Genomic DNA, 12,294 nt, shown 5'->3' with positions numbered 1-12,294 from the left:
GGATTACAGCAGATCACCTCTTCACAAAGATTTTATCAGTAATACGCATATCAATAATACTCCAATCGCTGAAAGTAAAATCAGTTGTATTGTGTAAGTGGTTTAAATAGTCCCATGCACTATAAGGGTTATCTTCAGGCAGTTTTACTGTGGAATCGTTATCAAGTATGATATTCCATCTTCTATTCCCTATATAAGCAAAAGAAGAAATGTGGTCACTTAATTGAGTTTTACTCTCTAACACATCTTTAACAAATTCTAGGTTTGATAATGAGTTTTGTCCTGTAATTACAACAAGATCATCTACTAGATAGTCATCTACGATCACTTTACCTTCAAAATCAATTACCGAGGTTTTGTTATTATCTTTCCAGAGAGCAAACGGTTTATGCTCATCTATATTAATGTGTAGAGTATTGGGCAAAATTCTGTGAACTCTTACGTGTTTTATCCATCTGCTTACGGATTGTATGTTACCGGCAAGTTTTGAAAGTGATATATACAGGATAGGTTGCGTTCTATCTGTCAAACTTAGAATATCCTTTTTGTTTGTAAATTTATTGCCGCTCACGACTACTTCGTCGATTGAAAATCCACTACTGAGTAATAAACTAGATAGGCAGTCATTGTACCAAGTAAAGTAGTAATTAAATCGATTTATTATTTTATCAAGTGAGCTGTAAAGTATTAGCGTAAGAAAAAGTGCTGTGATAACAACCAAGGCACACTTACGCAAAAAACTCCTTTGGCTTCTAGTAATACTGCTCAACATGACTTAAATCCCTAATATTTTTGTGCTGCAAACTATCTTCAATAATAATTTTAACTAATTCATTAAAATTGATTCCTTTTGCCAATTTTGCAATTTCTGGCACTAACGATAACTCAGTAAAGCCAGGATGTGTATTAATCTCAAGCATTTTTAAAGTGTTATTTTTGGGATTATAACGGAAATCTGAGCGGGAAATAGTTTTGCATCCTAAAAATTGATGTATTTTCAGTGCGTGTTCCAAGGTCATTTTATATATATTGTCAGGAATTTTAGCAGGAAATATATGTTCTGCAAATCCATCTGTATACTTTGCTTCATAATCATAGAATTTATTTTTTGGTCGTACTTCTATAGTGCCAATTGCTTCATCCAGCAATACAGCAGTATGTAACTCTATGCCCGGTATGTATTCTTCTACGATCATCTTTTCCATTATAGTAGAACTATTATTTTTCAGTTCTAAGTAATCCTCGTGCGAGAAAATTATGTACACTCCAATACTTGAACCTTCATTAATTGGTTTTAAGACGTACGGATAATCGATTTTAATATTATTTTTTAGTACATCTTCTCGGCTAATTACATAACCTTTTGGAGTGTCGATATTAAGGGATCGAAATATATGCTTTGACATCACTTTATTTATAGCAACGGCAGAAGCCATAACTCCTGAGTGTGTATATTTTATACCTAAGATTTCCAATAAACCTTGAATGCAGCCATCTTCACCATAAGGTCCATGCAGAGCGATAAAAGCAAGGCCCGGATTAATTTTTTTAAGCTTTTCAGCAATATTGCTGTCAACATCTATTTCTATTGCATTATATGAAAGGCTATCGAGCGCCTTCTTCACTGCTTTTCCGCTCATAAGCGATATTTCTCTCTCACAAGAAAATCCACCACTTAAAATTGCTATAGTTGGAATCATAAGCATTCTATGTTTTGCTATATAGCATACATAATGGTTACATTAAGCTTATTAAATACCTACTTTGGCTAACTATAAACTTTCTTCAAGCACTTTTTTTATCCACTTCAAATAGCGTGCTCTGCAACGGTAGTGGCGTGTTTGCTGCACCTTTATACTGTTCACAGATAAGCTTTTCTAAATCCTCAGCAGATTGTTCTTTTGCTTCTTCTTTTTTCACTACTCCACTAGTTACTAAATCAATTAAGGCTGTAGTGTGTATTATCATTCGATTATTTAGCTCAAATATCTTTTTTGTATCAAGTGAAGAGTTTCTAATTAAGGCAGATAGTGCATGCATATATTTGTCTATATCAGAAAGACTTTTGCTTATATCATAGTTGCTAACTAACATATATTCCTTCAAACGCTCAATTTCTTCTGGAGTAAACTTGTAAACTTCATCAAGTTTCCTTATTAAAGATATAGTAAGTATTCTACTTAGAACTCTCAATTCTCTAATAAATTGTACTCCTTCTCCTTCAGGATAAGACATTTCTTCTTTTTTATATTTCTTAAATAATTCTTGATCATAAGACTTTCTGAGATCTGACGTCATTGCCAATGCTAACTCTTTTGAACCTAGCTTAAAAACTTCGTTGAAGCTGCTTGCGTTGGCATCTTGTGCACTGCCTGCAGTAATTCCACAACTCCAAGAAATCTTTTCAAACAAGCTATGATACTCTTTTATCATCTCTTCCAGCAATATTTTAATATCATCTTCGGTTAACTCTACTGTTGATAATAGATCACATGCTTTTTCAAGATTACCGTTCGCTTGAAAAAGTAACCCTTCAATCTTTAATGGTTTCTCTTTTATTTATACTCATAACTTACCCCCAAGATTTAATGCTAACAGCTAGTTTTATAATCAAATATTTCAAAAGTCAATAAGCCTTTTTCCTTAATCCTTAAATTAATCGATACTAATTTATCAGCATAACAACTTAGATAACGCAACTATTTTCAGCAACCAAAAACAACAACCCTGAAATACAAAAAGTTTCTTTTCCTTCAGTAGCATTATTCTAAATTTTCATCAAAATAGGCTGTTTTATCCTTTTTTTCCTTATACTCTTCTGCAGTATAGAGGGGTTGCTTTTTAGCTGTGATATTTGGCCACTTTTGTGAGTATTCTACATTTATATCGTAAAATAACTTGAAAGTTTTTTGTTCGCTGCTCAGCAACTCTTCATCTAGTTCTAAAATATCTTTTATGGAATCATCAGTTACAATTGCATCTACTGGACACTCAGGTATGCACACTCCGCAATCAATACATTCATCTGGGTTAATCACGAGCATGTTTTTGCCTTCATAGAAGCAGTCAACGGGACATACTTCCACGCAGTCTGTATATTTACATTTTATGCATTTATCTGTAACAAAATGCGTCATAAAACACTGTATATTTGCATTATCTTGGGTACACTAAATTGATAAGAAATTCAAGCTTTTTATGAAGATAAATAAATTGAACAACAAAGAATTAGAAGTATGGTTAAGCCTGGCTAGAACCATAGGACCAATAAAGTTTTTTAGTATACTAAGAACACACGGATCGCTAGATGAGGTGCTAAAATATCTCAATAAGGTGGCTAATGATAAGGTGTATGGCATTCAAGATGCACGAGAAGAAATCAATAATGCAGAAAGAATTGGAGCTAAAATTATACCCGCATGTGACCCAGATTACCCTGATCTTTTAAGAAATATCCCTAGTTGTCCTCCTGTAATAACTGCGCTTGGTGATATATCATTATTAAGCCGTGAGATAATTGCAATAATCGGTGGGCGTAACTCTTCAATGAATGGAAGAAATTTTGCCAATAAGTTGGCACTTGATTTAAGCGAAGCTGGTTTTATTATCGTTTCTGGACTTGCAAGAGGAATTGATACTGCAGCAAACAGTGTAATATACAAAAATCATCCCACTATTGCTGTTACAGCAAGCGGAATTGATGTGGTGTATCCAAAAGAGAATTTTGATCTATACAAAAAAATCACTGGGAACGGTGGGTTAGTAATTACTGAGCTTCCATTTGCTACTAAACCAAAGCCTCAGTATTTTCCTCAAAGGAATCGAATTATATCTGGCCTATCGCTAGGTGTTGCAGTGATTGAAGCATCGAAACGTTCTGGCTCTCTAATAACAGCAGATTTTGCTTTAAATCAAGGGAGAGAGGTGTTTGCAGTTTCTGGTTTCCCTTTAGATTCACGCTGTAGTGGTAGTAATTATTTAATTAAAAACGGTGCTAAGCTTATCGAATCCGCTGATGACATAATAGAGAGTATTAGGTTTAGTTTACCTCCGCAGCAAAAAAACCTATTTGATGTTGAGCACCATTTTGTTAACCAAAAACAAGAAAAATTACAACAGGCAAAATCTGTTATAGTTGATCATATTAACTCTGTACCTGTTGATATAGATGAACTTATATTAGCAAGCGGACTTTCTACCAACATAGCTCTAATGGCTCTTTTAGAACTAGAGTTGGAAAACAAAATAGAGCGTTCACCGGGGAATAAAATATCGTTAATTTTCTAGATTACTTTAGCTATACTAGATGCTCGTACAGACATATGCTTGACACTGAAATGATGCCATTTGTTATAGGATTCTTAGTTGCTGATTTTAGAATTGATAAGAGAAAACTTTTTTTCAACTTGTTGTATAATTTTATAAAAGTGATCGAAATCTAAGCTTGCACTGCCAATTAAAACTCCTGATAAATTTGAGATACTGAGCAAATTTTCTATATTTTCTGAACTGACTGAACCACCATATATAATGTGTTTTTTACTAGTACACAATTTTATTACCTCTATCACCTTAGCAATTGCATCATTATTTGGCACATGACCTGTGCCTATTGCCCATATTGGCTCATATGCTACGGTATATTCACCGTGTGTTGGCAAACGGTTTTTGCATTGATATTCTATTACTTCTTTTGTTTTTTCATTCTTATAATCTTCTGAATTTTCACCCACACAGATAATTGGGTGTAAGCCTGATTCTATTGCTATTTCCGACTTAAGTTTTATTTCACTATCTTTTTCATTAGCCCTTTCAGAATGCCCAAGCATTACGTAAGTACACCCTAGTTCTTTTAACATTTCTGCACTAATTTCACCTGTGTAAGAACCGAACTTTTTATGATGGCAATTCTGTGCTCCTATATCAATATTATTGTTCAACTCTATACTGCTTGGAAATGACGTAAAAGGAGGGCAAATCACTAGCTTAGAGGTAATTTCGTTGCTCTTGTTGTTAAGTTTGCCTATAAAGTCAACAAATGAAGAACGCATTCCATTCATTTTCCAATTTGCTACTATTAAAAAGGACATCAACTTTACTTATATGGGCGAGAGTGCCGGCTGTCGGACTTGAACTGACAACCTACTGATTACAAGTCAGTTGCTCTACCAATTGAGCTAAGCCGGCGTTAAACACATTAATAATATACAATTATCAATGAATTTTCGTCAACTAATTTTTAAAATACTGTATAATGAAAATAATATGAAAAAATTTTTACTGAAGCCAAAAAAGAGTCTAGGGCAAAATTTTATTTTATCGAGTGAGATAACAAAAAAAATCGTCGCTTTAGCTGGTAGTCTGGAAAATTTTAATGTCATTGAAATTGGTCCTGGATATGGTGCATTAACAAGAGAAATATTGGTGCATAATCCAAAGTCTCTACTTTCTATAGAAAAAGATAGAGATTTAGTAAAACACCATGACCAACTGCTAAATGAGCATCAAGGAAAGTATAGAATTATAGAAGCGGATGCACTGCATATTATAGAAGAAGAGCTGATAGAGCGCCCAGTTAAAGTTATTGCTAACTTGCCTTACAATATCTCGGTAGCGTTATTTTTAAAGTGGTTAGATAGTATAAAATTTTTTACGAGTTTGACATTAATGTTTCAAAAAGAGGTAGCAGATCGCATTACAGCAAGACCCAATTCTAAAGATTATGGTCCTCTATCAGTGCTAAGCCAGTTACTATGCGATATAAAAAAGGAATTTGATATTGAACCTAAAGAGTTTTTTCCAAGACCAAAAATACATTCTTCAGTAATTACAGTAAATCCTTTGCCTACCCCAAAGTTTGTAGTAAACTTGGAAACCTTAATAAAATTAATACGTGCTGTTTTTGCTCAAAGAAGAAAGATGCTGAGAAATAGCTTGCAAAATATAACGAACCACGCTGAAACTGTCCTTGAAAACGCTAAATTGAGTGGAAATGAACGTCCAGAAAACTTAACTATTGAGCAGTTCTGTTTGCTGGCAAATAATGTAGAATGCTTATTGTGCAATAAAATGTATTAGCAACTATATAGCTTTTCTATCTCCTAAAAACAGTTAGAGCTATACAATTAAAGGCTCCTAGCTAATTTTGCCTATTGCAATTTAATTAATTGGCGTATAAGCTTTAAATAAAGCCTATGAAAAAAATGGAAGCTTGTTATTCGTTTGACGATATACTTCTTTTGCCAGCCTATTCTAATATATTGCCTTGCGATGCAGATACAAAAACTTATTTAACAAATAGTATAGAACTAAATATCCCTCTCATATCCTCTGCAATGGATACTGTTACTGAATCGGGCTTTGCAATAGCTATTGCCCAACATGGAGGGATAGGTTGCATACATAAGAATTTATCAATAGATGAACAAGTTTTAGAAGTGAGAAGGGTGAAAAAATATGAAAGTTGGATCGTGTATAACCCAATTACGATTTCACAGGATAAAACAGTTGCGGAAGCAATTTCATTAATGAGAGAGCACAATTATTCTGGCATTCCTGTAGTCGATCAACGCAAGTTAGTTGGAATTTTAACTAACCGAGATATGAGATTTATTGAAGACCAGAACATGAATGTAAAAGTTTCCGAAGTGATGACAAAAGATAAGTTAGTGACAGTGCGGGAGCAGGGAGTGAATAGTGCCTCAGCAATGAAATTGTTGCATGAAAATAGAATAGAAAAGCTTTTGGTCGTAGATGAAAATTCTTGTTGTATAGGTTTAATTACGGTTAAAGACATTGAAAAATACAATAGATACCCAAATTCATGTAAAGACAGTAAAGGGCGTCTCAGAGTTGCCGCTGCAATTGGCACTGGTAAAAAAGATGGTATAGACAGATGTGAAGCTTTGATCGGAGAAGAAGTTGATGTAGTTGTTGTGGATACTGCTCACGGTCATTCCGAAAACGTTATCAATACCATTAGGGAAATAAAAAAGATGTATCCTAATACGCAATTAATTGGCGGAAACATTGCAACAAAGGAGGCTGCTGAAGCGTTGATTGATGCGGGTGTTGATGCAGTGAAGGTTGGAATAGGACCAGGATCAATCTGTACAACCAGAATAGTTACAGGTGTTGGTGTGCCACAATTCTCTGCAATCAAGAATGTTGCAGAGGCGTGTAGAGCAAGAAACGTCAGACTAATTGCTGATGGTGGGGTAAAATACTCAGGAGATGTTGCAAAAGCTATTGCAGCTGGTGCTGACTCTGTGATGATTGGTTCGATTTTTGCTGGCACTGACGAAAGCCCAGGTGAGATTATTATGTATAAGGGCAGAGCATATAAAGGCTATCGAGGAATGGGATCTATTAGTGCAATGAAACGAGGTTCAGCTAGCCGTTATTTTCAAGATAAAGATTCAAAACTCAAATTAGTTCCACAAGGAGTGGAAGGAAGAGTTCCATTCAAAGGTCCAGCTTCAGGAGTAATCCATCAATTGATTGGCGGATTGCAAGCTGCAATGGGGTATACTGGTAATAGGAATATAGAAGAGATGAAAAAAAATTGTAAATTTGTTACTATTACTGCATCAGGATTAAGAGAGAGTCACGCTCATGATATAGTCATTACACAAGAAGCTCCAAATTATGCTTATCAAACGTCCAATTTGTCAACTGATTCGGAGTAGTCCAGAAAAAGTAGAGAGAAAGTTAAAACGTTTTTGGAGTAAAATAAAACGTTTTTTCAAAATATGACAAATAGAAGAGAATATACAGCAGAATTCAAATTAGAAGCTGTTAAGCTGGTTAAAGAAACAGGTCAAGCAAGTACAAAAATAGCAAAAGATCTAGGTATAGATGGCAGTATGTTAAGTAAGAAAATATAATGGAAAAATGTCTGGAGCATACGCATTTCCAGGCAAAGGCTCCTTATGACAAAGAAAGATTTGATCTAAAAAAAGAGCTAATAAGAGAAAGAGACATCTTAAAAAAAGCCCTGGGCAAAGAAAAAGAGTAAAGTATTCTTTTATATAGAAATTGCTATAAAACACAGGAACTATGTAGGGTTTTGTACTGGTGGTATGGGTTGCTAAGGAAAAAAGCAGTAAAGAATTAGCAAAAGAAGGGCTTCTAGCAGATATTCAAAAAATACATCAAGCTTCTAAATGCAGATATGGAGCCCCTAAAATTCACGCTGAATTAAAAGCTTTAGGCAAAAATTAAAACAGTACAAAGTGTTATGCAAGAAAATGGCATTAAAGCCAAGTTTAGACGAAGGTTCAAAAATAAAAAACAGCAAATAAGCAACCGAGTTGTGGCTCCGAACACATTGGATCAAAATTTTACTACTGATCAGCCAAATAAAGTTTGGGATTACCTACATAAAAACTAAAGAAGGTTGTTGGCGGCAATAATTGACCTATATTCACGCATGGTGGTTAATGAGTAACATGATAATTAGTTATAGATTCTTTATTGATGGCCGTTGATAAACGCAAACCCGATAAAAATCTGCTGTTACATAGCGATCAAGGGTCACAGTATACCTCTCAAAATTACCAATTTCTATTGAATACAAAAAACATCATTTCCAGCATGAGCCATAAGGGCTGTTGTTACGATAACTCTGTTGCAGAAAAGTTCACTTAAAAGGGAGCTGCTTATTGATACTTCTCGCTCAACAAACCAGAACTGCCATATTTGAATACATAGAAATCTTTTATAACAAATAACGTAGACATTCTACTATTAACTATTGCATTCCTGCACAATTTATTCTCATGATAAAAACGTCTTAACTTTCTCTCTACTTTTTCTGGGTAAGGTCAAATAGAGAATTTTACAAAAATCTATTTTTAACTTACAATCAATTATTACAATTTTAAACCTACAACTTATGTATAACAGACTTATAGTCAAATCTTTTTCAGTATTATGCATCTGTTTATTTGCTTTATACATAACACTGCCAAATTTCTTTGATAATAAGCTTTTTATTTCGAAAAAAAGAATAAACTTAGGCCTTGACCTGAAAGGAGGGGCATCTTTGCTTTTAAACATAGACTTAGACTTCTATTTTAAGGAAAAGCTAAGCATGCTAGCTAACGAAATAAAAGAGACATTGCTAACAAAAAATATTGAATCTAACGTACAAAATAGCGTTATAACTTTAAATAGTATTGATGATTATAAAAAAGCATCTGTGTTGATTAATACGATAAATCCAAATTTAGAGCTAAATAGAAAAGATTCTTCGATTCTCATTTCGTATAAACCACATTATAAAAATTCTTTGATCAGTGAAGTAGCTGCAGAATCAATAAACAATGTCCAGCGCCGTTTGGACAAACTTGGCACAAAGGAAGTCAGCGTTCAAAAACAAGGGCAGAATAAAATATTAGTGCAGGTGCCTGGAGTAGAAGATACCAAGCAGATAAAATCTCTGCTTGGCAAAACTGCTAAGCTAGCTTTTCATTTGGCAAACACTAACATAGCCAAGGTGCAGGATATAGACCATGAAACCACTGTCATGCTCAAGGATTCTTTAGGTAATTCTTATCCAATATTCCGCAAAACTGAAATAGGTGGTGATTCGCTGGTTAACGCATCAGTTAGATTCGGCAATTTAGGTAAACCGACAGTGCATTTTAAATTTGACAGTATAGCGAGTAAAAGATTCGCGAAAATCACTAAAGAAAATGTAGGAAAGCCTTTTGCAATTGTTCTGGATAACACAGTTTTAACAGTACCTACAATACGTGAGCCAATTTTAAATGGAGAGGGAGAAATTAGCGGTAATTTCACTGAAAAACAAGCAAGCGAACTTGCAATACTTTTAAAATCTGGAGCACTGCCAGCACCACTTAAAATAATTGAAGAAAAAAACATTGGCCCAAGTCTTGGAGAAGAATCAATAAAGGCAGGGGAAATGGCAGCAACAATCTCTATTATAGCAGTGGCTTTATTTATAATCATCACTTACGGCAAATTAGGTGTATTGGCCTCTGTTGCACTTTTTTCTAATGTAGTTCTTATATTATCAATTCTCACTCTGCTTGAAGCAACTCTAACTTTACCTGGAATTGCCGGTATTGCACTTACTGTTGGTATGGCGGTGGATGCAAATGTTTTAATATTTGAGCGAATTCGTGAGGAAATCAAATCTGGCAAGAGAGTGGAACGTGCTATTGAAGAAGGGTTTAAAAACGCTATAAAGACAATACTGGATTCAAATATCACTACATTAATTGCTGCAGGAATAATGTTCATTATTGGCAGTGGAGCAATAAGAGGCTTTTCTGTCACTCTATCAATAGGAATTTTATGTTCGATGTTTTCTGCAATCACAGTCACAAAACTCCTGATAGAGTTGTGTATGAACCCGAAGGAACTAGCGCTTTGAATTAAGGATTTAGATCTCAGTCAACCACCTTCATTCCCACAACGTTATATCCTGAATCAACATGCAAAATTTCTCCAGTAGTGCCACTACTTAAGTCGCTTAATAAGTATAACGCTGCCTTGCCAACATCCTCTATTGTAACATTGCGTCTGAGCGGAGAGTTATTTCTATTCCATTCTGATATGGAGTGAAAATCGCTTATTCCAGAAGATGCTAAAGTTCTGATTGGACCAGCGGAAATTGCATTTACTCTGATATTTTGTGGCCCGAGATCACATGCTATATATTTTACACTTGCTTCAAGTGCCGCTTTACATAAACCCATAACGTTATAATTTGGCATAACTTTTTCAGCGCCATAATAAGATAAAGTAAGTAAACTACCACCATTTGACATCATTTTTTCAGCCCTTTGCGCTAAAGCAGTAAAAGAATAGCACGATATATGCATTGCATTGAGGAAGTTATCCAGTGAAGTATTGACATATTTACCATCTAACTCATTTTTATCGGAGAATGCTATTGCATGCACCAAAAAGTCAAGAGTACCCCATTTTTTCTCTATTATTTCGAAAGCGTTATCTATGATTTTTTCATTTGAAACGTCGCAGTGTAATATTAGCTCCACATTTAGTTCATCTGCTATTGGTGATAGTTTTTCTTTTATTATTTCATTCTGGTAGGTGATTGCAAGTTCTGCTCCGTGCTCTGAGAGAGTTTTTGCTATACCGTATGCTATTGATCTCTTATTTATTATTCCGGTTATTAATCCCTTTTTGCCTTGTAATAGACTTGTCGTCATAGAACTATCTGTTTTTTTATAATTTGGAATATTAACTAGGTAAAGTCAAGATATCACTATGTTTTAAAATATTTTTTGCAGTAACTTGAAGTCTATAAACAGTAATCTTGATTCTTCTACAACAAAGCCATTCCATATGACATTCTGCCTATATCCAATTAAGCATATTAATAAGTAAGTAAATCTTAATATAATCTTATTATACTTATAAATACGCTGTATAGAATGAAAGTATGGATGATTTCATAACTGCAAGAAGAAAAGATGATGCTGTGGTATCTGTTTGTCAGGATAATAAGAAAAAAAACGTGTTAATTTTAGGGCTCAATCAAGTTGCAAGGGATTTGTTAAAATATGAAGAGAAGAATTTGCTTAATAAGCCATTAATTAATATCTTAAGCACAAGAGCAGCTGACAACGTGAAGAATTATTTAGAGTATACCGAAAATGGACACGATTTACTTGATATACTACCTAAAGTGATAGATTTTTCCTTAATTGATGCTAAGGGAGAAGATATCAGGACAAAAGTAAAAGTTTTCCGCACTGCACAATTTGCCAGTAATAAAATAAATTATGAGCTATTAATACGTGATATCAGTTTGTCCCATAAACTAGGAATCTTTAGAGATAAATATCTAATGGGTAAAAAATATAAAAACCATGACTTATTCGATATACCGGGCAATGAGTCCACTATTCTAGAGTTATACGTTATATTAAATTTTGCCTTTCAACATCAAATTAATGCAGCTATAGGAGTGATTGGCTTAAATAGTAGCTGTAGTGAGACAAATAATGCACTGAAAGTTATCATAGAACATTTTTATAAAAATTGCCGTAGTGATGATTTTCTAGGGTATATTGATGAGAATAAAGTGCTTTTTGTTTTGATTAACTGCGATGTAAAAAGTATATCTAAAATAATTAATCGTATACATTCTGCCATTAATAAGCAGTTATTAAAGCGAAAATTACCAAGTGTATCAATAATTTATGGGAATATAGCTCAAAAACAGGCAGCAAAATCTACCAGCGGTGCCTTCTGAAAAGTTGTTTTTTATTTATATTGAGTTTAAACTTAAATTTT

12 protein-coding genes, 1 tRNA gene and 1 pseudogene are annotated in these 12,294 nt (G+C 34.1%); 6 read left to right on the top strand and 8 right to left on the bottom strand.

The window, feature by feature from the left end; all coding sequences use genetic code 11:
- Window positions 1-13 precede the first annotated feature (13 nt).
- The 4 genes from L0Z58_RS00470 to L0Z58_RS00455 form a co-directional block, all read right to left on the bottom strand.
- Entirely contained in the window at window positions 14-772 is a 759-nt protein-coding gene (locus L0Z58_RS00470) for a cell division protein FtsQ/DivIB (RefSeq protein ID WP_010962363.1), read from the bottom strand.
- Window positions 753-1,706, bottom strand: a complete 954-nt coding sequence (locus L0Z58_RS00465; RefSeq protein ID WP_010082603.1) for a D-alanine--D-alanine ligase — start codon at window positions 1,704-1,706, stop codon at window positions 753-755. Before L0Z58_RS00465 ends, L0Z58_RS00470 begins: the two co-directional genes overlap by 20 nt.
- A 79-nt stretch (window positions 1,707-1,785) precedes the next feature.
- Complete coding sequence (locus tag L0Z58_RS00460) at window positions 1,786-2,433, bottom strand: hypothetical protein (RefSeq protein WP_010962361.1); 648 nt, start codon at window positions 2,431-2,433, stop codon at window positions 1,786-1,788.
- 329 nt (window positions 2,434-2,762) lie between these two features.
- Window positions 2,763-3,137 (bottom strand): ferredoxin family protein, encoded by a 375-nt coding sequence (locus tag L0Z58_RS00455; RefSeq protein ID WP_010082601.1) that lies wholly within the window; start codon window positions 3,135-3,137, stop codon window positions 2,763-2,765.
- A gap of 61 nt (window positions 3,138-3,198) precedes the next feature.
- Here L0Z58_RS00455 and dprA point away from each other — a divergent pair, with 61 nt between their 5' ends.
- Window positions 3,199-4,287, top strand: coding sequence for a DNA-processing protein DprA (gene dprA / locus L0Z58_RS00450; protein ID WP_010962360.1), 1,089 nt, complete (start codon window positions 3,199-3,201; stop codon window positions 4,285-4,287).
- A gap of 74 nt (window positions 4,288-4,361) precedes the next feature.
- Here dprA and L0Z58_RS00445 read toward each other — a convergent pair whose 3' ends face one another.
- Together L0Z58_RS00445 and L0Z58_RS00440 are read right to left on the bottom strand one after the other, a co-directional pair.
- The gene (locus L0Z58_RS00445) at window positions 4,362-5,090 is read right to left on the bottom strand and encodes a triosephosphate isomerase (RefSeq protein WP_010962359.1); all 729 of its coding nucleotides are present in this window, start codon (window positions 5,088-5,090) and stop codon (window positions 4,362-4,364) included.
- A gap of 24 nt (window positions 5,091-5,114) precedes the next feature.
- Window positions 5,115-5,187: transfer RNA gene (locus L0Z58_RS00440), tRNA-Thr, on the bottom strand.
- A gap of 78 nt (window positions 5,188-5,265) precedes the next feature.
- Between L0Z58_RS00440 and rsmA the strand changes: the two genes are divergently transcribed.
- From rsmA to L0Z58_RS06960, 3 genes and pseudogenes are all read left to right on the top strand, one after another.
- Complete coding sequence (gene rsmA, locus L0Z58_RS00435; protein ID WP_038228092.1) at window positions 5,266-6,078, top strand: 16S rRNA (adenine(1518)-N(6)/adenine(1519)-N(6))-dimethyltransferase RsmA; 813 nt, start codon at window positions 5,266-5,268, stop codon at window positions 6,076-6,078.
- Between the two features lie 116 nt (window positions 6,079-6,194).
- Window positions 6,195-7,688 (top strand): IMP dehydrogenase, encoded by a 1,494-nt coding sequence (gene guaB, locus L0Z58_RS00430; RefSeq protein WP_022626203.1) that lies wholly within the window; start codon window positions 6,195-6,197, stop codon window positions 7,686-7,688.
- Between the two features lie 63 nt (window positions 7,689-7,751).
- A pseudogene (locus L0Z58_RS06960) lies at window positions 7,752-8,732 on the top strand (IS3 family transposase).
- 46 nt (window positions 8,733-8,778) lie between these two features.
- Here the strand turns inward: L0Z58_RS06960 and L0Z58_RS00410 are convergent.
- Window positions 8,779-9,060, bottom strand: coding sequence for a hypothetical protein (locus tag L0Z58_RS00410; RefSeq protein WP_039964338.1), 282 nt, complete (start codon window positions 9,058-9,060; stop codon window positions 8,779-8,781).
- Between L0Z58_RS00410 and secD the strand changes: the two genes are divergently transcribed.
- A complete protein-coding gene (secD, locus tag L0Z58_RS00405) occupies window positions 8,960-10,402 on the top strand; it encodes a protein translocase subunit SecD (protein ID WP_458694692.1) in 1,443 nt (480 codons plus the stop codon). The two genes, L0Z58_RS00410 and secD, sit on opposite strands and share 101 nt — an antisense overlap.
- Before the next feature lie 16 nt (window positions 10,403-10,418).
- On the opposite strand, the gene L0Z58_RS00400 is transcribed toward secD, so the two are convergent.
- Window positions 10,419-11,204, bottom strand: a complete 786-nt coding sequence (locus L0Z58_RS00400) for an enoyl-ACP reductase FabI (RefSeq protein ID WP_006280349.1) — start codon at window positions 11,202-11,204, stop codon at window positions 10,419-10,421.
- Between the two features lie 233 nt (window positions 11,205-11,437).
- Between L0Z58_RS00400 and L0Z58_RS00395 the strand changes: the two genes are divergently transcribed.
- Complete coding sequence (locus L0Z58_RS00395; protein ID WP_010962355.1) at window positions 11,438-12,253, top strand: PAS domain-containing protein; 816 nt, start codon at window positions 11,438-11,440, stop codon at window positions 12,251-12,253.
- The last annotated feature ends 41 nt before the right edge of the window (window positions 12,254-12,294 follow it).

Source organism: Wolbachia endosymbiont of Aedes aegypti (genome assembly GCF_021496215.1).
Lineage (GTDB): Bacteria > Pseudomonadota > Alphaproteobacteria > Rickettsiales > Anaplasmataceae > Wolbachia > Wolbachia pipientis.
This window is presented reverse-complemented; position numbering and strand designations above follow the sequence as displayed.